Here is a 23,970-nt window from a genome sequence, read left to right on the forward strand (position 1 = left end):
TCACAGAGATATCGAAAGACAGGAGTTGGAGAGAAATGAAACTGTTTGCGATTGATATGGATGGAACACTGCTGAACGAGGAAGGAAAAATAAGCAAAGTGAACGCGGAGGCTATACGCCAAGCACAGCAGCAAGGCGTTCAGGTGACAATTGCCACTGGTAGAGCCGCTTATGACGCCTGGACGAAGCTAGAGGAAGCAGAGCTTATAACTCCAGTCATTGGAGCAAACGGTGCAACCGTACATGATGTGCATCGTCGTCAGTTAACCTCTACTCCTATGGGCCGCAGTGAAACGTTTGAAGTGCTGAGTTGGCTGCATGACAACGACTTTTACTATGAGGTCATGACAGACCGCGCTATTTATTCTCCACAAAACGGACATCAGCTACTTGCTGTTGAAATGGACCGCTTGCTGAGTGCCAACCCGGATATTTCGCTGGATACTTTATTACATGCAGCTGAAAAACAATATGAACAGACTGGACATACCCGGATCGCTTCATATGAGGACATTCCACTGGATGTAGAGATTTATAACGTGCTCTGTTTCTCCTTTGATCAAGCCAAATTGGAGCGGGGCCGTGAGCGTTACCGAGGTTTTCAGGGCCTGAACATGGTCATCTCTTCAGACCGCAACTTTGAAGTCGAGCATAGGGATGCGTCTAAAGGTAATGCATTGCGTTATCTGGCGAATCATCTGAGCATTCCCATGCAGGAAGCCGTAGCGATTGGGGACAGCTACAACGATATCTCCATGCTGACGATGGCAGGAACAGGCATTGCCATGGGCAATGCAAAAGACGACATCAAGGCCGTCTGCTCCCAAGTGACTCTGACTAATGCGGAAGATGGCGTCGCTCATGCTCTGTTGAACATACTCAAGACAGTCGAGGCTGACACCGTGAAATAGACGTCATTGGCTGCGTACAAGACAGGCTAGCGCCGCTTCATGCTGTACGCAGCACGTCCCCTCTCCATTTAAACGATTTCAGTCCACCGTTATTCTCAAAGCAGATATAGACGAAAAGGACGCTCGCAAGCATCATTACAATGCATACGAGCGTCCTTTTTCTACTTAAAATACCAACGGAGAGAGAGGGATTCGAACCCTCGCACCGCTTTCGCAGCCTAACCCCTTAGCAGAGGGTCCCCTTATAGCCACTTGGGTACCTCTCCATGGCTCCCCGAACAGGACTCGAACCTGTGACAACTCGATTAACAGTCGAGTGCTCTACCAACTGAGCTATCAGGGAACATTACTGTAAATTATCTTACAGTATGGTTAATTTACCATGATTCAGGGGGTGCCGTCAAGTGCCAACAGGCGAAGCTTACCCCCACATTTCCCACAGCGATACCGCTGAGGATTCATCTTACGCTTGCGCATATACTCCTGCTGACAGGAAACACATACTAGCTTGTAACGATAAGGCTGAGGCTTACGTTCCATTCTTCCCGGCAGAGTCTGACAATGCCTGCTTCCTCCTACACGGGCCAGCCATGCTTTGAAGTCAGCATCTCGATGCTGATAGCCCATCCCGCGCAAATGCAAATGATAATGGCACAGCTCATGCTTAATAATTTTCTCCACCTCAGAACGTCCGTAAGCTGCGAGTTGATGTGGATTAATTTCAATATGATGACTTTTCATAAAATACCTACCACCTGTGGAAGACAGGCGCGCATTAAAGGTGGCTTGATGTCGAAACGGCACGCCGAAGCTCTCCAGCGAAATGCGCTCTACCCATTCTTGAAGCTCTTCATTACTCATAGAACGGTTCATTGAATGGTTCATTGAATCGCTCAGGGACTTGGACTCCATTCTAACGGTCTCCCCTCCTTTGCTCCTTACTGACAAGCATATTATAAAATAACGACCGAAGTCTAACCCCCAATTCATAAGCACACTTTAGGTACCCACCCCATATGCTAAACATACAGATGTAACGCAGAGGAGGAGATCGGCTTGCCTCAATGGCTCAGCAACCAGCTCATGCGGGCCTTTTACAAAAAGGACCGGCGCCAAATTAAACTGTTGAACGATTGTTGGTTTTTTTATCATAAAGCACCTGGCGTGGAGTTCGATGCCAACAACGGGTAAAAGCTAAAGGCATCCAAAAATGAAAGCCGGAAGCTCCGATGCAGTTCGGAGATTCCGGCTTTTATTATACCTGCACAAGAAGGTTGTACAGCTTTATTTAAAGTATTATGCCTGCGATTGCGCCTCTGCAGGAGGTTTCATCGTCAGACCAACCCTGCCTTTTTTCAAATCAACATTCAACACCCACACCGTTACGTTATCACCGACAGATACGACATCCATCGGATGCTTTACGAAGCCACTGCGCAGCTGTGAAATATGAACCAACCCGTCACTTTTAATACCGATATCGACAAACGCACCAAAATCAATGACATTGCGGACGGTTCCCTGAAGCTCCATACCCGGTGCCAGATCCTCGATCTTCAGCACATCCTTGCGGAATACAGGCAACGGCAGCTCGTCACGCGGGTCACGGCCTGGACGCTGGAGGCTGTCCAGAATATCCTTCAGTGTCGGCACGCCGACTTCCAGCTTCGCAGCCAATTCGTCAATGTTGGACACGCTCAGTGCTTCCATTGCAGTCTTAGTACCCAGATCGTGAGCGCTAATGTTCAATTCCGCCAACAGGCGGTCTACGACAGCATAAGATTCAGGGTGAATCGGTGTGCGGTCCAGCGGATTTTCTCCACCCGGTATGCGGATAAAGCCTACAGATTGCTCGTAGGTTTTTGCACCAAGACGCGGCACCTTCTGCAACTGACGACGGTTGCTGAATTTTCCGTTTTCCTCACGGTACTTAACAATGTTTTTGGCAATCGTCGCATTGATCCCTGCTACATAGGATAACAGCGCAGAGGAAGCCGTGTTCACATCCACACCGACATGGTTAACGGCTGATTCGACAACGTCCTTTAAGCTTTCATCCAGATGTTTCTGCGACACATCATGCTGGTATTGGCCTACACCAATAGCCTTCGGCTCAATCTTGACCAACTCAGCCAGCGGGTCCTGAACACGACGTGCGATGGAAGCCGCACTGCGCTCGGCCACGTCCAAATCGGGGAATTCCTCCTGTGCCAGCTTGGAGGCTGAGTATACGCTCGCGCCCGCCTCATTGACGATCAGATACGCTAGACTGCTGTCACCAATGTCCGCGATGACTTCCGCTACGAATTGCTCTGTCTCGCGCGAAGCGGTTCCGTTACCAATGACAATCAATTCAATCCCGTATTGGGCAATCAGCTGCTTGAACTTTTCAGCAGCCTCGCGCTTCTTGTTGTTCGGCGGTGTCGGATACGTCACTGCCACTTCCAGCAGCTTGCCGGTGTCATCGACAACCGCCAGCTTACAGCCTGTCCGATAGGCCGGATCGACACCGAGCACACGTCGGCCCTTGATCGGAGCCTGTAGCAACAGACTGCGCAAGTTGCCTGCAAAGATGGAGATGGCCTGCTGCTCGCCCTTCTCTGTCATTTCAGCGCGTACTTCACGCTCGATAGATGGCGCGATAAGTCTTTTATACGCATCCTCAATGACACTGCGCAGCAGCTCCTCCACGACAGACGATCCTTTAATCACTTGACCTGCCACGTAATTGTAGATGGAATCTGGCACTACCTCCAGACCAACCTTAAGAATACCTTCCCGCTCTCCGCGATTAATCGCCAGAATACGGTGAGGTGGCATTTTCTTAGCGAGCTCACGATAGCTGTAGTAGTTCTCATACACGGATTCTTGCTCCGCGTCCTTCGCTTCGGAGGTCAACATACCATGGTCCAGCGTATATCGACGTACCCATTGGCGAATAGCCGCATCATCCGCTATATTTTCAGCTAAAATGTCCAAGGCTCCTTGGATGGCCGCCTCGGCGCTGTCCACTCCCAGTTCCGCATTTACATAAGACTCGGCTTCTTTCAGAGCATCGCCCTGCTTCGGCTGGCTCCAGATCCAGATGGAGAGCGGCTCCAGTCCCCGTTCCTTTGCTACACTGGCGCGGGTTTTGCGCTTTTGCCGATACGGACGGTACAGATCCTCCACTTCCTGAAGTTTAACCGCAGAGGTGATAGCAGCCTGCAGGTCTTCCGTCAGCTTGCCCTGCTCATCAATAATGCGGATGACCTCTACCTTACGATCCTCCAGATTACGCAAATACACCACACGATCTTCAATTTCACGTAGCTGATTTTCATCCAGCTCTCCTGTCATTTCCTTACGATAACGCGCGATAAAAGGAATTGTATTCCCTTCATCCAACAAACTGATCGTTGTCCGGATTTGCTTGAGTGCCAGCGACAGCTCTCTCGCCACTTGTTTGACAATCCGCTCTTGGCGTTCTGCTTCGTTCGGCTCCTGCCGGATTTCCGTCTTCGTTTCCTCGTTAGACAAACCTATCCCTTCTTCCTCACAGCTCTTGTCTTACACCATGTCTTTCATTATCACAAAAAATGATTCAAAGCGCCAGCAGGTGACGTTAAAGCAAGCCCTACCTGCATTTTTCATTGGACACGCAAAAGGACAGCGCCCAAGCGCTGCCCTTTTCCCGTTTCACTCGTCGTTCCATCACGCTAAAAATCAATCAAACCGAGACTGATTTGTAGCGAATCGCTCACTTTGCGCATGGTTTCTTCATCTAAATGGGTGATTTTGTCGGTAAGCCTTTGCTTGTCGATCGTCCGAATTTGCTCCAGAAGAACAACAGAATCACGATCAAAGCCATGCGTCGCCGCGTCGATTTCCACGTGTGTAGGCAGCTTTGCCTTCTGAATCTGGGCGGTGATGGCTGCTACGATCACAGTAGGACTAAACCGGTTGCCGATATCATTTTGAATGATCAGCACAGGTCTGACGCCACCTTGCTCGGAACCGACTACGGGTGAAAGGTCTGCAAAAAAAACGTCGCCGCGCTTTACGATCAATATGGATTACACCCCGCTAACTGTACGGCCCAAGGTGCTGTTTGCATCTTCCTCCGCGTGAAAGGCTTCGGATGCCATGGTTAAGTTAATTTTAGCCATTTCCATGTATCCACGCTGCATAGCTTCACGAATGTAACGTTTTTTACGTTCGCCTACATACAGCTTCATGGCCTGCCTGATAAATTCACTGCGGTTGGAATTTTCCATAGCTACGATCCCGTCCACTTCCTGCAAGAGATGATCTGGCAAACTGATCATTATTCTTTTGGTGTTCTGCAAATTGGCCAACTTCTCTTCCACCCCCAAAACCTTGTCGCCATTGTACCATTATAACGTTATTCCCGGTAATTTATTCAAACGGAATACAAGAGAATGTATATGATATTCGTATATCATCTATGCTGCATTCCATTATAAACTACGCAGTTCGTTTTCGTACAGGCGTTTGATCCCCGAAATACAAGTGTCAGCGGAGCCTGATGCGTCTTTTGACAGTTATAGCGCTCTTTTCTTTCCTTTGTACATATTTCGGGACGTTCTGCGAAAACTCCTGCTTTTATTCGGTAATTTGCGTTATGAAATTAATTCCAGCGGGTTGGAAGAAGCGAGTTCACTCGAACAACAGGAACATAACCTCGTGTGTATACACGCGGTACCCTGTCTGCGATCATGCAGATCACCTCATAGTGGATCGTACCAAGCTTGGATGCCAGCTCATCCGCCGCGATAGTTTCGCCGGACTGCTGGCCGATGAGAACAACCTCTTCGCCGGTTTGGATTTCTTCCGCATCTTCTGCGAAAGATTGTAAGGATACCATACACTGGTCCATGCAAATCGTACCGAGTACCGGGACGCGGCGACCGCGTATCAACACTTCGATCTTCCCACTCAGCATGCGGGAGTATCCATCCGCATAGCCGATTGGCAGTGTACCGATCCGTTCTTCACTGGAGGTTACATACCGGGTGCCATAGCTAACTCCCCAGCCGGGAGGAAGCGTCTTGGTATAAACCACCGCCGTCTTCAATGACAATACAGGCAGCAGCTCAATAGCTTGCCGGTTAACCTCATCAGACGGGTACAGACCGTATATACTGATACCAATCCGCACCATATTGGGGGAAAGAGAAGGGGTATCAATGGTGGCGGCGCTGTTGCCCGTATGTATAATGGGAATGGTGATACCTTGTTCCCTTAGCGCTTCCGCCACGCCCCGAAACCGATCATATTGTAGCAGTGTATAGCTTTTGTCTTCTTCATCCGCGCGGGCAAAATGGGTGTACATGCCTTCCAGCAGTACCTGCTCTAACTGCCCGGCCTGCTGGACAAAGGCAACAGCCATTTCTCCGGGCAGCAGCCCCAGTCTTCCCATGCCGCTGTCTATTTTGATGTGCACCTTCAGCTTGCGTTCGTTTCCTTGGCGGTCCAGTCTACGGATACCCTCCAGCACTTCCTCACTGAACACTGTCAATGAGATATCATGCTCCCAAGCCGTTTGTACAGCTTCCGGTGAGGTATAACCGAGTACTAGAATGGGTAGCTGAACCCCCGCATGACGAAGCTCCAACGCTTCATCCAGAAAAGCGACGCTCAAATAATCCGCACCAAGGCGTTCCAATTCCTTTGAAATTTCCACGGCGCCGTGTCCGTAGGCATTAGCCTTGACACAGACCAGTATCAGCTTATCCGCTGGCAATGCCTTGCGAAAAGCTTCATAGTTGGCGCCAAGGTGATCCAGGTTGATTTCGGCCCGGGTCGATCTGTATTGTGCTTGCAAATCCAGTCACCTTCTTCAATTGTTAGCCTGTAACATAACCTTTAACCATTCGGAGTGTGGCAAAGTTCTTGCTTCCAAAGGTTAATGGTAATGTTCAAAAACGTGGCTGTCAAATGGCAGGAGAAGTTTGCCAGCATCCTCTACAATGAACACGACATACAAGCGGTGCACATCCTAGACCGCGAATGAACAAAAGACGGATACGGGCGGCAGCAGAGCATTTTTACACTCTAGACCGTCTGCATCCGTCTATAAAGTTTTATTTACCCGATTGATCCTGTATAGAAGCGGCAATTTGTATCATTTCGCTCACAGGCAGGTCAGCACTGGTGATTCTGAACTCGATTCCGTCATTCATCCAGGTCATCGTCTGCTGTTCGCTTCCGGTCAGAACGGCAAAGCTTCCTCCAATATCAACCAGTTCGCCTGCGGCTAGTGCGACTGCCCGATCTTTTGGACGCGCCTCCACAATGGTATAATTATACGTTCCACTATACCGCAGCATCACGGCATGTGTACCATTATCCTCCAGCTCCGGCGTATCCTTGATCTGTACTCCGGCTGGCGTGTAGGATGGTTCGATCAAGCCAAACTCACCCATCACAGCTTCTGCCGCATCTGTTCCCGCTGACGTTCCGTTTGCGGCATCCGATGTGCTCGGGGTTTGTTGCTGCGCATCTGCGTTGGCTGCTGCGTCCGGTTTGGACGTATCATTTGTGGCAGTACCGTCCACCTTCGCTTCCCCTGACGGCTGCAGAACTGCATCCCCTGCTGTTCCCTGCTCTTGTCCGGGTTCGCCAGACGTCACGCCAGTCGTCCCATCTATCGCACCGGAAGGATCAAGCTGACCGCTGGGCTCCACTGCTCCGGAAGATGGCGCCCCTTCGCTACCCGTACTCGTCTTACCTGAAGCCATGTTCCGCTCCATATCAAAAGAGTCTTTGTCAAACTTCGTATCAAAAGCAAATTGATCGAATTTCAGATCAACAACTACCTTGGCATTCGCATCAGACACCTGTACCTGAGTCGGTGCATAGTCATTTTTGGACAGCCATATCTTTTGTCTCACCAGCGCATGGCTGTTGTAATTCGCTGCCACATCAAACACATAGGATTTATCGTCGGTAGCCAACTGACGGGAGGCATCGCCGATAATGCTGCGAACCAACGTTTCATATAAATATACTTGACCCTGATTGTTTGGCCAGTCGCTTTTGAAACGGAAGCTTTTGTTCAGGCTGGGTGTCAGTACAAATACACCCTCATCATTACGAAGCACAATTTGCGTAACATCCTTTTTCTCGTTCGTCATGGCAATTCGGTAATAGGACGGCTTGCGGTAGGAAATATCCACCTTGTATTCCTGCGGCGTGTCGCCGGTATGCAGCGTCATCAAAGCTGTACCGTGGTAGCTGTTCAGGTCGCTCACCACGTCACTCAAATCTTTAACCACATCGTCCGCGCTCTTCTTGCCGCACCCGGCCAGCAGCAGCGTTACACACATGACCATGGCAAGCATCCATGAAATCCGGCGCATGTCATCAACCCCTTCAGCACATGTTTTAAATGAATTAGTACATGTCTATGAAGGACTTGTTCGATTTATGCAGACTGGCATGACAAGCTTGCGCGTATCCTTGCGTAATACTATAGAATCTTTTGGAGACTGATAATAAATTCATACAGGAAATAAAAAGAAAAACCGATCAAAACCACGCCGGCACTGATCGTGACCCACTTGATGGCGGTTCGATTCATCGCTTTTCGTGTTGTCGCAACAAGGGCCATTAAGCCTAAATCATGGATAAGAATACCAAACAAAATACCTAAGCCAACAATCAAGAACTGACTTGTATTTGACCGATCAAATGAACTTGCCAGCACAGTCCCAAAAACACTTACCCAGAACACTAAATTCCCCGGTGAAACAGCTACGAGCAGTCCATTTTTATAGGAAGAAAATAATGATTTCGTCTTTTTTTCTCCTTCCAGCGCAATATCATGATCCGCATTTTTAATACTGTCGTACCCTACGTAGCACAAAAAAAGGGCTCCAACGAACCACATAATCACTTGTACAACAGGTAATGACAAGACCGAGGCCAGACCAAAATACAAACCAATGATTAATAACAAATCGACAGTCATTCCTCCAAGACCTACAACCCATCCATGCATGAACCCATTTTTCAGTCCCTGCTTCGTCATTTCAACCGTAATTGTACCTACAGGTAGTGCTATGGAGAAGCCAAGTAAAACATATGTAATAAACAATGCCATTTTTGAACCTCTTTCAAAAGTATAAAAAGTTCATTCTATATCATGAAAAAATAGTAATCAATAGACTTAACTCCACCCTGGAACAGACTTGAACTGGGGCCTCTAAAGCTGTACAAACCCAAACACATGAGGCTTATTTTGTACAAAATCAAATTCGTTGGCCAAGTTTGTCCATTGAGTGTTGAAGGTGCATCGCTTATTATTGCTTTTGTGATAATAATTCTCATTATCATATGTACAAGGATAACGAGCATTCTTACATACGTGGGGGTTTTGTTAAATCCTGAATCAATCATACGGAGGTCACCATAATGGTCATGAAATCAGTTCGGCAATGTACAGTCCTGCTCGGTTTGTTCTCTCTCATGGGAGCACTAATGCTGGGATGCGGCACATCAGACAAACAGACTACAGCAGGGAATACATCAACACCTTCAGCAGAATCAACGACATCTACAAAAACATCGGAAGTTGCCACAACTCGTGACTACACAGACTATAAGGGACATACAGTGAACATTCCTACGACTCCCCAACGCATTGCTTATTTCGGAGAAAACTATGGGGATTTATTGGTTTTAGGCATACAAGCTGTAGGTACATCGACTTCTATGATTGAAGGCAAGGTTTATGAGAAGCAGGTTCAGAACGTGGCCGATCTGGGGGTCCCGATTAATTTGGAAAAAGCCTTGGAACTACAGCCTGACCTGATCATTACCGCCGATACAGATGAAAAGCAATACGCAGCGTTAACAAAAATTGCACCTACAATTATGTTCGATACCTTCGCCCCGTTAAACGAACGTTTGCTGCATCTCGGAGACATTGTGAACAAGAAAAAGGCTGCTGAAGATTGGCTTGCCCAATATAAAATAAAGGAAGCAGAGATGTGGACCAAACTTCACGCAGAGGGTGTTAAGGCGGGGGAAACAGCTTCAGTCTTTACCTACTATCCAGGTGACCGTTTATTCGCAATGGGACGGACAGGACTGTCACAAATACTGTATGAAAAGAATGGTTTCAAGCCTACCTCTCCTATTCAGAAAGCATTGGATGAAGACAAAGGATTTGTTCAAATATCTCAGGAAGTGATCGGACAATACGCTGGAGATCGGATTTTCATACTAAGAACACCAAGTTCAGAAGCCCAACAATCCACCGAACAGTTAATGAAAAGCAAGCTGTGGCTCCAGCTCCCTGCTGTCCAACAGGGGCGTGTGTATACTCAGGATATTGGCAAAACTGAAAGTGATGCTTCCACTCGAGAATGGCTGCTGGAGGAATTGCCCAAGCTCATCAAATAAAATTGGAGAAGCTTATCGACACTTGTTGATAGCTTCTTTTTTGTTGAACCTAAAGGAGGTATACTTATAAATACATGATAACCATTCTCAATAAAAGGAGCAATACCGTGAACCAGTCTCCGTCGTCCGTATATCCTCCCCCGTTCAGTTCACTGCTTTTTCATTTTAAAGAAATTGCGTTGATTGGTGAGCCTACCGATGAATTATTATCACGTCCCAATTCATATCACTGTCTGCTTATGTTCATCGGTGGGACAGGTATGGTGGACATTGGCTCAGAGCAGTATCTATTCCATACAGGTCATGGATATTGGCTAGCTCCAGGTGAATCCTATCAAATCGCTCCCCTGAATGGAACTGTGCCCGAATACTACAAAATCACGTTTGAGGTCATCGCTTTGCCGTCAGAACCACAAGCGGACATGGCCTTGGGTGAACACGCAGTACGTATGCCATCCCTATATCATGGACCTGTCCTGCCGAGACCGCGCGAATGCATCGTCTCCTCTTCTTCCTCCAAACTTATTCAGTTGACTGAAGGGCTATTTCATAGTACCCAACAAGCGATACAGCCACATAACCAGATATCTGTATTACGGCAGCAAATTATGTTTCAAGAGTTGCTCTTGCTGTGGCAGGAAGACCACACCCATATTGATCAAAATAATACCTCTAATCCGGCATTGCCAGCATCGGTAGAAGGCACTCTCTCATATATGGAAAACAACTATGAAAAGCCCATTACCGTCAAGCAGCTTGCCGAGCAGGGGAACGTTTCCATATGGCAATACTCCCAAATGTTTCGTAAAGTGACAGGCAAAAAGCCGCTGCATTACCTCACTGAGCTGCGCTTGAATCATGCCAAGCGGCTGCTGCTGGATTGCAAACGGCCTTTACGTGAAATTGCCCGTCAGGTTGGTTTCTCTGACGAATATTATTTTAATCGGCGGTTTAGGCAAATGACCGGGATTCCCCCGGGCAAGTACGCGCTTTCTGTCTCCGGTTCTGTGCGCGTCAAGGATTGGACGGGTCACCATATTCATATTCCGCGCCGAGCAAGCCGCATCATCTATCATGGAGAAACGATGGGCGATCTATTGGCATTAGGGGCCAAAGCCATCGGCGGAAGTCTGCAACTCAGTGAATACAGCGTCTATAAACATCGTCTTGTGAATGTCGCCGATGTGGGCCTTCCACTGGATACCCGCTTGACCAGCGCTCTCGATCCTGATCTAATTATCATCGCTAATTCAGATGAACAGGAATATGAGCGCATTGCCAGTATCGCTCCCACCGTCACCTTCAACTCCTTCGCCACGCTGGAGGAACGGATGCGTACACTTGGCACCTGGCTCGGTAAGGAGCGGGAGGCCGAACGCTGGTTGTCTACCTTCACAGCCCGTAATCTGGCAATGTGGCGGCAGCTCGGTACGCAAATCACAGCCGGAGAAACAGCCTCCGTCTTCATCTTCGATCATGGTGATCGGCTCTTTGTCATGGGTATGTCTGGATTCTCGTCGGCCCTCTACCACCCACAGGGCTTTCAGCCCGTTGAGCCGATCCAAAAGGTGCTCGACGAGGGAGATGGCTTCGCGGAAATAGATCCAAACGAATTGCCTGATTACGCCGGGGACCGCATTTTTATGCTTGTCCCGACAGCCCCAGAATCCAAACGTACGCTGGAACGCATGATCAGCAGCCCTCTCTGGCGCAGCCTTCCTGCTGTACGTCAAGGTCGGGTATATTTCGTAGAAGCTGACCGCTGGAACTGGAGCGATGCCATGACCCGGCAAAAACTGCTTACTGCACTGCCCAAACTGCTCGTCACTTCATCCTGATAAGCTGCCATTTTTCTAAAGACTACATTAGACCATGAATGCTTCCATCTGCCTCCAGCGACATATGCTCAGCTGCTGGGGATTTGGGTAATCCTGGCATCGTCATAGTATTACCTGTTTCCACGACCACAAAGCCTGCCCCTGCGGACAAAGAAACGCTGGACACGTGAATGGTAAAGCCCTCCGGTGCACCTAGCAGAGAAGGTTGATCTGAGAAAGAATACGGTGTTTTGGCCATACATACAGGCAGTTGTCCAAAACCAAGCTGCTCCATACCGGCCAACGCCCGTTTGGCCGCAGGAGTGTAAGCTACCTCTGCCGCACCATAAAGCTCCTTCGCAATGACACTAATTTTCGCTTGCAAATCAAGTGTATGCTCATACAATGGTGCAAAATGGGCTTTGTCCTCCTGGAGCAGGTTTAGGAGGCTTTGAGCCAGCTTTTCTCCACCTTGGCTTCCCTGTGCCCACACCTGTGACAGCTCTACGGGTACACCCAGCTTGCGGCATTCCGAGAAAATCAGTTCCAACTCGGCTTCGCTATCTGTTACAAAATGGTTGACCGCTACCAGTACTGGCACGCCAAACTTTTGCAAATTCCGAACATGCCGGTTCATGTTGACTAATCCAAGTTGCAATTGCTCCAGATTTTCTGCGTCCAGCTCATTTTTAGCTACACCGCCGTTATATTTCAGCGCTTTGGCGGTTACGACCAACAGAGCCGCATCTGGCTGCAAACCGGATTGACGGCACTTGATGTCAAAAAACTTTTCCGCTCCCAGCTCGGCCCCGAATCCAGCCTCCGTGACGACCACCTCTCCCAGCTTCAGGGCCAGCTTCGTACCGATCAAACTACTGCATCCATGCGCAATATTCGCAAAAGGTCCACCATGCACAATAACTGGAGTTCCCTCCAACGTTTGCACCAGATTGGGTTTCAATGCTTCCCGAAGCAGCACAGCCATACCTTCCACCGCATGGAGTTCCTCAGCTGTTACCGTTTCGCCATCTTCGTTATAACCAATCACCATCCGACCCAATCGCACTTTAAGATCGTCCATATCTTCACTTAAACATAATACCGCCATCACTTCTGAAGCCGAGGTAATGAGAAAGCCACTTTCTCTCACTGCTCCATTACCTGACCCCAATCCGGTCACAATATTTCGCAAACTCCGGTCGTTCATATCGACAGCGCGTTTCCATACGATCCGCTCCGGCTTCAACCGCAAAGCATTTCCATGAAACAAATGGTTATCGATCATCGCTGCCAGCAAATTATGCGCTGCCGAAATCGCGTGAATATCACCTGTAAAATGCAGGTTAATGTCTTCTGCCGGAACAATCTGGGCTTGTCCTCCCCCGGTTGCTCCCCCTTTCATCCCAAAGCAAGGGCCAAGGGACGGCTCACGCAATGCAGCAACGGTTTTATGCCCCAGCGCATTCAGCGCCTGTGACAGCCCGATGGTTGTCAGCGTTTTTCCTTCTCCCGCCGGCGTGGGATTCATTGCCGTAACCAGCACCAGCTTTCCATTCGGGCGATCCTTTAACTGCTCCCACAGGGACGGATTTAGCTTCGCTTTATATTTTCCATACGTCTCCAGATGTTCTTCTTCAATTCCTGCTTCCTTGGCTATATCAATAATCCTCTTCATCTTTCGTTATGTACCCCCCGTTTTATAAGTCTGACCGATGGTGTCAAACCCTGTATCGTTTTATTTTACCAAAATGTGCCGCTTATTGCGCTATGATTCATTTCATCGCAAGCGTTGCTATCATGTGAGTTATAAAAAAAGAGCATTCCCCGCCCGCATGGACTTTGGTGGATGCTCTTTTGATACGTCTCGTTTAACAAACAGCTTTCAATTTAACCTGCAAAGTTAGCAGCGTAATTTTCAGCAATAAATCCCTTAGAAATCAGGATAGCTTGGGATTTCTTAGTAGCAGGGCCATAGCCTTGGGACAACAAATCATTAATATGTAAGCGGTTATATATGAAGCAAAATACAAAGTTGGATGCCCCACTCGTAAGGATCGACACCAGAAAAATAATAACAGCCCACTTCCAATCCCCTCTAAACAACGCAGGGAAAAAACCAAAAAAGAGCGTAGTCCATGAAAAACCTACTTTGCGTTCCTTGATCATTCCAGTTTTATTTCTCAATTTAATCTTCATTTACCCCTTACCTCTCTTTATATAGTCTTTTAGAACTATATTAGATTATATAGGACAGAGGGAATAAATGGAACTCATTTCGTAAAATCATAAAATTCTCAAATACTCTCTAGTTTATAATGCTTTTCTAGCATTTCTTTAAAAACATCAACAGGGTACTTGTATTCGACTGTTTTGAAAACAATCCGGTTATTCCACTGGTTTTTTTCCAGCTCGCACCCATGCTCCATATCCAGTTCCTTCATGATAAAAATAATCTCATCTAAGGTTCTCATTACACTATGACTATTCGTCGTCGTAGCCAGCATCTGCTTGCCTTCCTGTATGTAGGCCTTTACGATCTGTTCATCAAAGCCTTCGCTGATCATAAATTCCTTCAAGGCTTGCATAAAAAGAGCTGGCAAGTTTTTGTACTGCGATTTTTTAATCCCAAAAAGCGTGATGCTTAAGCGAGATATATCATGCATAAACACTATATTTTTTCTTCGATTAAGTAAAAACAAGCTGGCATGCCAACTATTCAAAGGCGGATAAATATCAACTTGAAGTGGTTCAGTCTCCCATTCCTTCAGCAGTTTTTGTGTTCCTCGTATGACAAACATCGTCGCTCTCCTTTATTGACGGTCCTGTACCGCAGCGTGATTCGCATACCCAATCTCTCATATGAGGCATGTCCCGGATATCATAACACCGTATTCCAAACATCGGATTATAAACTCTTTCAGTATAATATAGGGGAATCATAGATTACCAGACACATTAATTTTCTCTTTGGATATTTTTTATGGAAATCCCCTCCACTGCTCTATATAATTCAGGTACAGTTCGTCACGCGAGCTTAATCTAAAAATTAGGGGTGTTCCACACCTATGTCACAGCATATTTTACTTATTGAAGACGATCTATCCATTGCCGAAATGCTACTCAAAGCACTCACTAAGGAAGGATACAGTCTAACCACTGCCTATGACGGGGAAGAGGGTCTTCTTGCCTTTGAACGTCATACCTATGATCTGGTACTGGTGGACTTGATGATGCCGAAGGTGGACGGTATGGAGGTGATCCGCCGGATCCGTACCCACAGCGCAGTACCTATTCTGATTATGTCAGCCAAGGACAGCGACGTGGATAAAGCGCTTGGACTGGGCTTTGGGGCAGACGATTATGTTGCCAAACCTTTTTCAATGCTGGAAATGACAGCTCGTATTCAGTCCGCGATCCGCAGATCTACTACATATGCCCGTCAGCAACAACAGGAGGAACAGCCGCAAGCACAAGTTTTGACCTACGGCAGTCTGCGCATTGATTTTGATCATTTTACAGTCATACGCAATGAAAATGAAATTCAGCTAACAGCCAAAGAGTCCGATATTTTGAAGCTATTTGTAGCCAATCCGAACCGGGTATTTACAAAAGCACAATTATACGGATTTATTTGGAAAGACGATTATATGGGCGACGAGAACGTGATTAACGTCCATATTCGCCGCCTGCGTGAGAAAATCGAAGAAGATCCCTCTCATCCTGTCCACATTAAAACGCTATGGGGCATTGGCTACAAATGGGAGAATGGCTGATATGAACATCGAAAACATTTCTGAATGGATTGTCGGCCTCATCATGTCAGTCGTTATAGTATGGCTTTGGCGGGAGCGTATGGCCTATAAGCGCAAAATAAAGGATATCCGAACCCTACTAGAGCGGATTGTGACGGTGAATCATGCGGAAAAGCTGCTATATGTCACAGGTGACGTTGAACTGCAACGACTCATGACGGAAATTAACCGACTGCTGGACTTGAATCTCAGAGTGTCTGCAGATTACAACCGTAGCCAAATCGCCATGCGCAAAATGATTTCGAACATTTCCCACGATCTCAAGACCCCGCTTACGGTTGTGCTTGGATATGCCGAGATGCTGGATGGCGATCCGACTATTTTGCCAGAAGAACGTATAAAGCTGCTATCCAAAATTCATCAAAAGACAAGCGAAGCGATTGAGCTGATCGGCAGCTTTTTTAGCTTGGCGAAGCTGGAGGCTAATGATACGGATATTCCATTGACTCGACTGGAAGTGGGAGAACTGTGCAGACGCAGCATTTTGGAGTTTTATGACCTGCTGACCGCACAGGGATTTACTGTGCATATTGAGATCCCGGAGCACCCCATTCATGCCTTGGGGAACGAAGGAGCGATTGGACGGGTGCTGAACAATCTGATCTCGAATGCCATTCGTTATGGGGCAGATGGACGGACGCTGGGTCTGGCTCTATTGGAACAGCAGGATACAGTGCGTATAGAGGTATGGGATCGTGGCAAAGGCATACAGGAATCTGAGCAAGATAAAGTTTTTGAACGCATGTACACACTGGAGGACTCCCGTAATAAGACGGTACAAGGCAGCGGACTGGGCCTTACGATTGCCAAACGCCTGGTTGAAACGATGAACGGAGAAATTCAATTGACTAGTAGACCTTATGAGCGGACAGTCTTCTCTTTTACATTGAAGAAAATCAACTATTAATCGAACTAAACATTTTGCATAATTCGATTTGTGCTCAACTTAATAAATTTGTAAGAATCACGAAAGAAAAATGAACATTTCGCCCTTTATCCTTGAATTATCAGCAGTATACGAAGGGAGAACACCCATGACTTACGTAATACGTACACATCAGTTGACCAAGGCCCTGAAGGGCAATGAAATTGTAGCGGGAGTCAGTATGAATGTGCGCAAGGGAGAAACCTATGGCTTTCTCGGCCCTAACGGGGCAGGCAAGACAACGATGATGAAAATGATTACGAATTTACTCAAGCCGACTTCGGGTGAAATTGAATTATTCGGTGAGAAATTAACGCCAAAATCGTATCATCTGCTCGGACGGATGGGTTCGATTATTGAATACCCGATTTTTTATGACAGACTGACGGCACAGCAAAATCTCGAACTTCATTGTGAATACATGGGCTACTATAATAAGCAGGCGGTTCGGGATGCCCTGGAATTAGTGAATTTGCGAAATGCGGATGACAAGCCGGTAAAGGATTTTTCGCTGGGAATGAAGCAACGTCTTGGGATTGCCCGCGCTATTGCGACTAAGCCAGAGCTACTCATTTTGGATGAACCCATTAATGGTCTGGACCCCGTGGGTATCAAGGAAATCCGCCAATTATTCCACATGCTATGCAAGGAATATGGGATGACTCTGCTCGTGTCCAGTCATATTTTAGCGGAAATAGAGCAGATTGCGGATACGGTAGGCGTGATTAATCACGGACGACTGATTGAGGAAGTATCGATGGAGCAGGTGCGGGAAACCAATACGGAATATATCGAATTTACGACCAACGATTGTAAAAAAGCGACCTATGTCCTCTCCCATCATCTGAATCTGAATAATATAAAAGTACTAAATGAACAGAGTATACGTATTTACGATTCAAATGTACCACAGAAACAAATTACGAAAACGCTCATTTTAAATGATATAGAGGTGGATTCCATTCATCAGAAAAGCAGCACGCTGGAAGACTACTTTTTGCGCCTGTTAAACGGAGGTGATCTCCATGCTTAAATTGATGCAGTTGGAGCTGAAAAAATTTCATCTGGCGGGTTATATCCGATCAGCACTGATCGCCAATGCATGCATTCTTGGGCTGCTCTGTATTATCGCGCTGGACAGTCAAAGTGAAGGAATACCCGAATTCACACAGTACACTCAACTCTTGGATCTAATAGACAATTTTGTGAGAGCAACATTTATTGTATTTTCCTCCGTTTTGCTATGCCGCTTTATCGTCGGAGAATTTAAATCCAAATCGATTACGATCTTGTTCATGTATCCGATTCACCGTCAAAAGCTGATGATCGCCAAGCTCTTGGTTGTGCTGCTGTTTACGTTCTTGTCTATTATTATTTCGGAAATAATCATTACGGCTGCTATTCATCTGCTCAACCAGTTTGTCTTGATTGTACCGGATAACCTCACTCTTTCCATACTGGGCCAACAATCAGCACGGACGCTGATCAATGCCGTTGCTGCCAGCTTTATGGGATTGGTTCCGCTGTATATGGGGATGCGAAGATACTCTGTACCCACCACCATTGTGACCTCAATCCTGATTGTAGCATTGCTTTTCTCCAATAATAACGGCGCTACACTTAGCTCCATAGCCCCCGTGCAAATTGGCTTCTCTCTACTAGGAATGCTTGTGGCTTATGCGGCGATTCGACGTATTGAGTATAAGGATATTACCTCGTAATATGTAATTTCGTAGAGCGCTTTCAAAAAACAGATGAAAATCATTGTTAGATATACACACATTTTTCACTGGACTTCATTCTAAAACAGGTATATCCTATAGGAGAAATTAAAAACGGAATAAGGATCTTCGGGGTAGGGTGAGATTCCCAACCGGCGGTATGGCTCATGGAGCTAAGCCCGCGACTCTGTATCTGGCAACAGGATACGGACTGATTTGGTGAGATGCCAAAGCCGACGGTAAAGTCCGGATGGAAGAAGATCGAAATATCAACATGCCGCAAAGTGGATGAATACTGCGTTATTAGTTTTGCAGCAACTTCATTTAACTTGCATAAAGCGGCAAGTTTATTTGATCAACCCCCGTCTTGCATGGCCTTTCGCCATGGACGGGGGTTTTTGTGCCACCGGTCCTGTATTCGCAAGGAGCTAATTGAGTATGAGTCAATCTTCTACTGTACTAACATCCAAAGGTTTTGATCGTAGCTCCCACTTGAAAAGCGGTTTTTGGCTGGTCGCAATTGGAGCAGCCTTGTGGGGCGCAGACCCGCTTTTTCGTATTATTTTGCTAAAGTCATTTACTTCAACACAAATTGTACTTATGGAGCATGTGCTGCTCTTCCTCGCTCTGACACCGATGCTGTGGAAGCATCGTGAGGAACTCAAAGCGGTACGGCTTCGTCAAGTTTTCGCTATTTTATTCGTCTCGTGGGGCGGCTCGGCTCTGGCCAGCGTGATTTTCACTATGGCACTCAGCAATGGTGATTTGAATGCTGTACTCTTACTCCAGAAGCTTCAACCCTTGGTCGCTATTGTTCTAGCCCGTATTATTTTGAAGGAAATGTTGCCGCGTCATTTTGGATTATTAATTGTCGTCGCTCTGTTCGGGACGTATCTTCTGACCTTCGGTTGGTCGCTCCCCTTCGGACATGTTCGTGATTTTGTTCAGGTTGGTAGTCTGCTTGCACTCGGTGCAGCAGTTCTGTGGGGCGGTTCGACAGTCATGGGAAGTTACTTGCTTCGTTCAATGAAATATGAAACAGTAACCTCCCTCCGCTTCATGGTGGCGCTCCCTCTGATGATTGTCCTCACCTCTGTAGAGCATGCGCCATGGAATATGCCTGCCGGTACATGGGCGGGCGCAGCTGTGATTATCAATCTGCTATTGCAGGCATTGCTTCCGGGTCTTCTCAGCTTGCTGCTGTATTACAAAGGCTTAAGTACGACCAAAGCGTCTTATGCTACGATGGCAGAACTGAGCTTTCCCATGGTTGGTGTCGTGATTAACTGGATCGCATTTCAGCAAATTGTCACTGTAGCGCAATTGACTGGTTTTATGCTCATCTGGATTACGCTCTTTATGATTTCACGTCAGCAAAAAAATTAACAGTTCAATGTCCCTTTCATGACTCACCCAAGCCAAATCGTGAAGATGCTTTTGCATCTCCGATTTGGCTTTTTTATGTATTCGTATCCATATAAAATATAGTTCTTTAGACCCGTTTTTCAAAAAAAATGTCTAAAACATGCTACTATTCCTCGTTTCCCAATGATTACATCTATAAAATCCGTCGGTTTATGTCGAATAAAACAATGTAGTGATCATCAGACACAGAGGAGCAAGAGCTATGACTAAAACAAAACAAACAGTTCCGTGGTGGAACAGGTTTCTCAAGCAGTTTTATTTAATGAGGACAAGATTAATAATATCTTTTTTAGCTGTGTTATTAATTCCGAGCGTACTTATCGGTTACTTTTCTTATCAGGGCGCTACGACGCAACTCAGTCAGCAAATGGGCGGTGCCGTGTACACGAATCTGTATCTGATCCGAAGCAATGTCAATCAGTATGTATCGCCCATTATGAAAGACGTTGACGTGCTATCCACTGAAATCCAATCTGATTCCATTGATTCCAACGAAGAGGCTCTTCAGAAAAAATTGGATGTCATCGTCAAAGCTCATCCCGAATTAGATGCTGCGCTCCTCGGCAATGAGGAAGGACAATACATTCGTACGCCGAAAAAAAAGGAAACCGATTATGATCCAAGGGAAAGAAAATGGTACAAAAACGCGATGCAGGAAAAGGGTAAAGTAGCCGTCAGTGTTCCAGCTGTCAGCGTCACGACAGGGAATTTAGTGGTTAATTTATCAAAAACGCTGGAGGACGGTCAAGGAGCTATTGCATTGGCTTTGAACCTGGACAAGATGAGCCAAAACCTGCAGTCTGTAAAGATTGGGGAACGCGGAGGACTCATTATTGTTGATTCTGATCATAAAATTGTGGCTGGAGCTGGAACTGCCTTTAAAAATACAGGCAAAAAACCAACAGACATCATAGAGGGACTTCCCGAAGTAGCGAAAACCGCTGAAAATGATACTCCTTCCATATCACAAATTCAATTCATGAATCGGGACGTGCTGGCTTTTACAATCCAGGACCCTCTCACCGGCTGGAACATTATCGCACTGTCGGATCTGGAGGATTACAGTGATGCAGCCCAACCGATTCTGAAGCAAAGCCTGATTGTAATTGTTATTTCCATACTGGCCGCTACGATCATCATTGTGCTTATGGTTCGCTCGTTCCTGATTCCACTCAAGAAGCTGCAAGCAGGAACACGGATCGTCCGTGATGGAAATCTGACCGAACGTGTTAACCTATCCAGCAAGGATGAGTTCGGCGAACTGGCACAGAATTTTGACCAGATGACGCATTCCTTGCATACGATGGTTTCCGAGGTCAATCAAACGTCCTCCCGACTTGCTTCCTCTTCTCTGATGATCAAGGAAAGCACAGAGCAAACGACGGAGTCCGTACAACACGTAGCGGAAACAGTTATGGAATCCGCAGAAAATGCAGCCACCAGCGCCGAGGCATCCGAGCAAACCGCTAATGCCGTTGAAGAAATGGCCAAGGGTGTCAGCACCATTGCCGAATCAGCAAGCTCCATCGTGGATTCAGCAGGACAAACCGAGCATGATGTAGCTCAAGGCAGTCAAATGATCAGCCATGTGCGGACACAAATGGACCGTATTCTGGAAGCTGTAAGCCAAACGGCTAGCCTGATGGATGAGCTATCCCAGCTCTCAGACGATGCGAAGCAGATGAATACAGCTATTGCCGCCATTGCCAAGCAAACCAATTTGTTGTCTCTGAACGCGTCTATTGAAGCTTCCAGAGCTGGCGAAGCCGGGCGTGGATTTGCCGTAGTCGCTATAGAGGTACGCAAGCTGTCTGAGCAATCCAAGGAAAGTGCAGATTCCATCAGTCAGATCATTACTCAGATGCTCGATTTGATTCAACGCTCCACCGCTACCATGAACGGTAATGTTCGTAACCAGGTAGGTGAAGGATTACGTATTAGCCAAGATGCAGAAGGTGCATTTACGAATATTGAACGCTCTACATCTCATATTGTGGAGCAAATTCAAAGTGTGTCCGCTGCGGCTGAACAAATCTCAGCCAGTACAGAGGAAGTTTCGGCTACTGTCACCCATTTGGCAAGTCTGTCTCGCAATTCGGCGGACAGTTCGCAGACAACCTCTGCTGCCGCTCAGGAGCAAATGGCGGCCATGGAGGAAATCGCATCTTCGTCTCAGGAGTTGTCCAACATGGCCCAGGATTTGCAACAGCTGGTTAAGCGATTTAAGATTTAAGTTACACATCGTATCGTTGCAATTTCATGAAAGTAAGAATGAGCAGCAGTACATCTAATGACTAACAAAAGCCTTCGTCCGTATGCTAATTACGGGCGAAGGCTTTTTCCATGTGAGTACTTGGGGTGATCTCTCTTATTTACTTATAGGGTCATCTGACCGGTTAACTGACGGCGTCTATCTCCTTCGGGGTCGTGCTCCATTTTAATATCCTGATGGAAAATAGCTGTAGTCCGCTCTTCCCTGTCGTACATCGGCCAAGCCTCCTCGAACAGCACAGGCTTCCCATCACGTGCAAAAGCAACCCATGCCTGCTGCATAGCTTGAGCGAGCTTCTGCATCGACGGTTGAATCTCTAATCCAAGCTTACCTAGCAGCTCCAGATTATCGAAAACAAACGCAATTTCGGCACCGTGAACCGCTTGTCCAAAGGTAGGATGCCCCGGCAATGTCCAATCAAAACGATACATCCATACAGGCGCATGCGCCGACTGCGCAACAGCAAGAGCCAATGCAGGACGCCAAAAAAATAGATCAGTCAACATTTGTGCCTGTCCCTCAATCGTAACAGGAAATGGTTCTATCAGGTCGCCGATGTCTGACATGCCCGTCATCATTTCCAATGCCTGACTCGCTGTTGACTTGTTCATTAGATGGGATTCTTTTCGGATGAAATAGGCCCCCTCATGCAAGTTCGTTCCAATCAAAACGGATACCTGCTTTGCTGAACCTTGCGCGATTGCAGACAGCGGTTCATCTGGCAAGGTCACACCGTCCACGACGGGTTGATAGATCATCGCCATCCCGGGTCCGATGATTTCATGCGTCTTCGCCATAGCTAGCATTAGCGCATCTGTCGGCAGCGTAAACAACCGTTCTGGATGCTGAGTGTCCACACCCAGCTGCTGCAGATACACAGCCGTCACTTGTTCGGCCTGTGAGGTTGGCAATACCTGCGACGCACCGCTCTGCAAAATCGCACGCTGGAACAGTCCCTCAGCGGCTGGCATCGCCAATAAAGCGGCAATACTCATCGCGCCTGCCGATTCACCGAACACCGTTACTTCGTCCGGGTTACCGCCAAAGGCAGAGATGTGATCCCTAACCCATTCCAGCGCAGCGATCTGATCCAGCAGTCCCGCATTAGAGGTCAGGCCATCTCCCTTTGGAGTTAGATGCAAAAATCCTAACGGCCCTAATCGATAATTGATCGTAACAACCACAACATCGCCATTCTTCGCCATTCGTTCCCCGTCATATAAAGGTATAATCCCGGACCCCGTGACAAAGGTACCGCCATGAATCCACACCATCACCGGACGTCCCTTCTCAGGAGCCTTCGAAGCAGGTGTCCAAATGTTCAGGTATAAGCAATCCTCTGACTGCTCAGGCGGTTCCACCAGATTTCCAGTCATACTTTCAGCGGATGGCATAGGTTGCGGACAGATTGGCCCAAAACTCATCGCAGCCCGTACACCCTCCCAAGACTCCAAAGGCTGGGGCGCGTGAAAACGTAGTTTTCCAACAGGAGGCTGTGCATATGGGATACCTTTCCATACATGATATCCATTCCCCGTTTCCCCACGTAATTGACCTAAACGAGTATGTACTGTAATACTCTCCATCATGAAGCCTCCTTTATTTCGTATCTTCAACACAACGGTATAATATCAATCTTTACATATCTCTATTATACCCTTTGCACACGGCCAAAC

Annotated in this window: 21 protein-coding genes, 2 tRNA genes and 1 riboswitch; of the genes, 10 read left to right on the forward strand and 13 right to left on the reverse strand. The window is 47.2% G+C overall.

From position 1 onward, the window contains the following. Window positions 1-35: 35 nt before the first annotated feature. The gene (locus NLX73_RS14450; RefSeq protein ID WP_103048856.1) at window positions 36-911 is read left to right on the forward strand and encodes a Cof-type HAD-IIB family hydrolase; all 876 of its coding nucleotides are present in this window, start codon (window positions 36-38) and stop codon (window positions 909-911) included. Window positions 912-1,088: 177 nt separating this feature from the next. On the opposite strand, the gene NLX73_RS14455 is transcribed toward NLX73_RS14450, so the two are convergent. The 3 genes from NLX73_RS14455 to NLX73_RS14465 all read right to left on the reverse strand — a co-directional run bounded on the left by NLX73_RS14455 (window position 1,089) and on the right by NLX73_RS14465 (window position 1,823). Next, window positions 1,089-1,177, reverse strand: a tRNA-Ser gene (locus tag NLX73_RS14455). Between the two features lies 1 nt (window position 1,178). After that, window positions 1,179-1,254: transfer RNA gene (locus NLX73_RS14460), tRNA-Asn, on the reverse strand. A 44-nt stretch (window positions 1,255-1,298) separates the two neighbouring features. Further along, on the reverse strand, window positions 1,299-1,823 hold the full coding sequence (locus tag NLX73_RS14465; RefSeq protein ID WP_254326509.1) for a SprT family protein: 525 nt from the start codon (window positions 1,821-1,823) through the stop codon (window positions 1,299-1,301). 144 nt (window positions 1,824-1,967) lie between these two features. Between NLX73_RS14465 and cmpA the strand changes: the two genes are divergently transcribed. Next, entirely contained in the window at window positions 1,968-2,102 is a 135-nt protein-coding gene (cmpA, locus tag NLX73_RS14470; protein WP_007429337.1) for a cortex morphogenetic protein CmpA, read from the forward strand. A 105-nt stretch (window positions 2,103-2,207) separates the two neighbouring features. Here the strand turns inward: cmpA and NLX73_RS14475 are convergent, their stop codons facing one another. From NLX73_RS14475 to NLX73_RS14500, 6 genes are all read right to left on the reverse strand, one after another. Then, window positions 2,208-4,430, reverse strand: a complete 2,223-nt coding sequence (locus tag NLX73_RS14475; RefSeq protein ID WP_180984597.1) for a Tex family protein — start codon at window positions 4,428-4,430, stop codon at window positions 2,208-2,210. A 179-nt stretch (window positions 4,431-4,609) separates the two neighbouring features. Continuing rightward, entirely contained in the window at window positions 4,610-4,960 is a 351-nt protein-coding gene (locus NLX73_RS14480; protein ID WP_007429335.1) for a type II toxin-antitoxin system PemK/MazF family toxin, read from the reverse strand. A gap of 6 nt (window positions 4,961-4,966) precedes the next feature. Then, window positions 4,967-5,248: a CopG family ribbon-helix-helix protein gene (locus NLX73_RS14485; RefSeq protein WP_007429334.1), complete on the reverse strand. Its 282-nt coding sequence runs from the start codon at window positions 5,246-5,248 to the stop codon at window positions 4,967-4,969. A gap of 293 nt (window positions 5,249-5,541) precedes the next feature. Next, window positions 5,542-6,738: an alanine racemase gene (alr, locus tag NLX73_RS14490; RefSeq protein WP_254326510.1), complete on the reverse strand. Its 1,197-nt coding sequence runs from the start codon at window positions 6,736-6,738 to the stop codon at window positions 5,542-5,544. Window positions 6,739-6,997: 259 nt separating this feature from the next. Then, on the reverse strand, window positions 6,998-8,275 hold the full coding sequence (locus NLX73_RS14495) for an outer membrane lipoprotein-sorting protein (protein ID WP_254326511.1): 1,278 nt from the start codon (window positions 8,273-8,275) through the stop codon (window positions 6,998-7,000). 110 nt (window positions 8,276-8,385) lie between these two features. Then, window positions 8,386-9,018 (reverse strand): LysE family translocator, encoded by a 633-nt coding sequence (locus NLX73_RS14500; protein WP_254326512.1) that lies wholly within the window; start codon window positions 9,016-9,018, stop codon window positions 8,386-8,388. Window positions 9,019-9,335: 317 nt separating this feature from the next. Here NLX73_RS14500 and NLX73_RS14505 point away from each other — a divergent pair, with 317 nt between their 5' ends. Both NLX73_RS14505 and NLX73_RS14510 read left to right on the forward strand, forming a co-directional pair. Next, entirely contained in the window at window positions 9,336-10,322 is a 987-nt protein-coding gene (locus NLX73_RS14505; protein WP_254326653.1) for an ABC transporter substrate-binding protein, read from the forward strand. A 107-nt stretch (window positions 10,323-10,429) separates the two neighbouring features. After that, on the forward strand, window positions 10,430-12,160 hold the full coding sequence (locus NLX73_RS14510) for an ABC transporter substrate-binding protein (protein WP_254326513.1): 1,731 nt from the start codon (window positions 10,430-10,432) through the stop codon (window positions 12,158-12,160). Window positions 12,161-12,182: 22 nt separating this feature from the next. Here NLX73_RS14510 and NLX73_RS14515 read toward each other — a convergent pair whose 3' ends face one another. From NLX73_RS14515 to NLX73_RS14525, 3 genes are all read right to left on the reverse strand, one after another. After that, a complete protein-coding gene (locus tag NLX73_RS14515) occupies window positions 12,183-13,814 on the reverse strand; it encodes a formate--tetrahydrofolate ligase (RefSeq protein WP_254326514.1) in 1,632 nt (543 codons plus the stop codon). A gap of 212 nt (window positions 13,815-14,026) precedes the next feature. Then, on the reverse strand, window positions 14,027-14,335 hold the full coding sequence (locus tag NLX73_RS14520) for a hypothetical protein (protein ID WP_013309242.1): 309 nt from the start codon (window positions 14,333-14,335) through the stop codon (window positions 14,027-14,029). Window positions 14,336-14,433: 98 nt separating this feature from the next. After that, the gene (locus NLX73_RS14525) at window positions 14,434-14,937 is read right to left on the reverse strand and encodes a DUF6933 domain-containing protein (protein ID WP_254326515.1); all 504 of its coding nucleotides are present in this window, start codon (window positions 14,935-14,937) and stop codon (window positions 14,434-14,436) included. Between the two features lie 267 nt (window positions 14,938-15,204). Between NLX73_RS14525 and NLX73_RS14530 the strand changes: the two genes are divergently transcribed. The 6 genes from NLX73_RS14530 (at window position 15,205) to NLX73_RS14555 (ending at window position 22,255) form a co-directional block, all read left to right on the forward strand. Further along, complete coding sequence (locus tag NLX73_RS14530; protein WP_023987588.1) at window positions 15,205-15,912, forward strand: response regulator transcription factor; 708 nt, start codon at window positions 15,205-15,207, stop codon at window positions 15,910-15,912. 1 nt (window position 15,913) lies between these two features. Then, the gene (locus tag NLX73_RS14535) at window positions 15,914-16,858 is read left to right on the forward strand and encodes a sensor histidine kinase (RefSeq protein ID WP_254326516.1); all 945 of its coding nucleotides are present in this window, start codon (window positions 15,914-15,916) and stop codon (window positions 16,856-16,858) included. A 127-nt stretch (window positions 16,859-16,985) separates the two neighbouring features. Then, window positions 16,986-17,909 carry an ABC transporter ATP-binding protein gene (locus NLX73_RS14540; RefSeq protein WP_061829585.1) on the forward strand — a complete coding sequence of 308 codons (924 nt, stop codon included), beginning with the start codon at window positions 16,986-16,988 and terminating at the stop codon, window positions 17,907-17,909. Then, window positions 17,902-18,597 carry a hypothetical protein gene (locus tag NLX73_RS14545; RefSeq protein WP_061829586.1) on the forward strand — a complete coding sequence of 232 codons (696 nt, stop codon included), beginning with the start codon at window positions 17,902-17,904 and terminating at the stop codon, window positions 18,595-18,597. Before NLX73_RS14540 ends, NLX73_RS14545 begins: the two co-directional genes overlap by 8 nt. A 121-nt stretch (window positions 18,598-18,718) precedes the next feature. Beyond that, a riboswitch (FMN riboswitch) is annotated at window positions 18,719-18,863 on the forward strand. Between the two features lie 172 nt (window positions 18,864-19,035). Further along, window positions 19,036-19,983, forward strand: coding sequence for a DMT family transporter (locus NLX73_RS14550; protein WP_254326517.1), 948 nt, complete (start codon window positions 19,036-19,038; stop codon window positions 19,981-19,983). Window positions 19,984-20,224: 241 nt separating this feature from the next. Next, entirely contained in the window at window positions 20,225-22,255 is a 2,031-nt protein-coding gene (locus tag NLX73_RS14555; protein WP_254326518.1) for a methyl-accepting chemotaxis protein, read from the forward strand. Window positions 22,256-22,398: 143 nt separating this feature from the next. Here the strand turns inward: NLX73_RS14555 and NLX73_RS14560 are convergent, their stop codons facing one another. Further along, window positions 22,399-23,880 (reverse strand): carboxylesterase/lipase family protein, encoded by a 1,482-nt coding sequence (locus NLX73_RS14560; RefSeq protein ID WP_254326654.1) that lies wholly within the window; start codon window positions 23,878-23,880, stop codon window positions 22,399-22,401. Window positions 23,881-23,970 lie beyond the last annotated feature (90 nt).

Origin of the sequence: Paenibacillus sp. CH40 (assembly GCF_024213605.1) — a bacterium.
GTDB lineage: Bacteria > Bacillota > Bacilli > Paenibacillales > Paenibacillaceae > Paenibacillus > Paenibacillus polymyxa_B.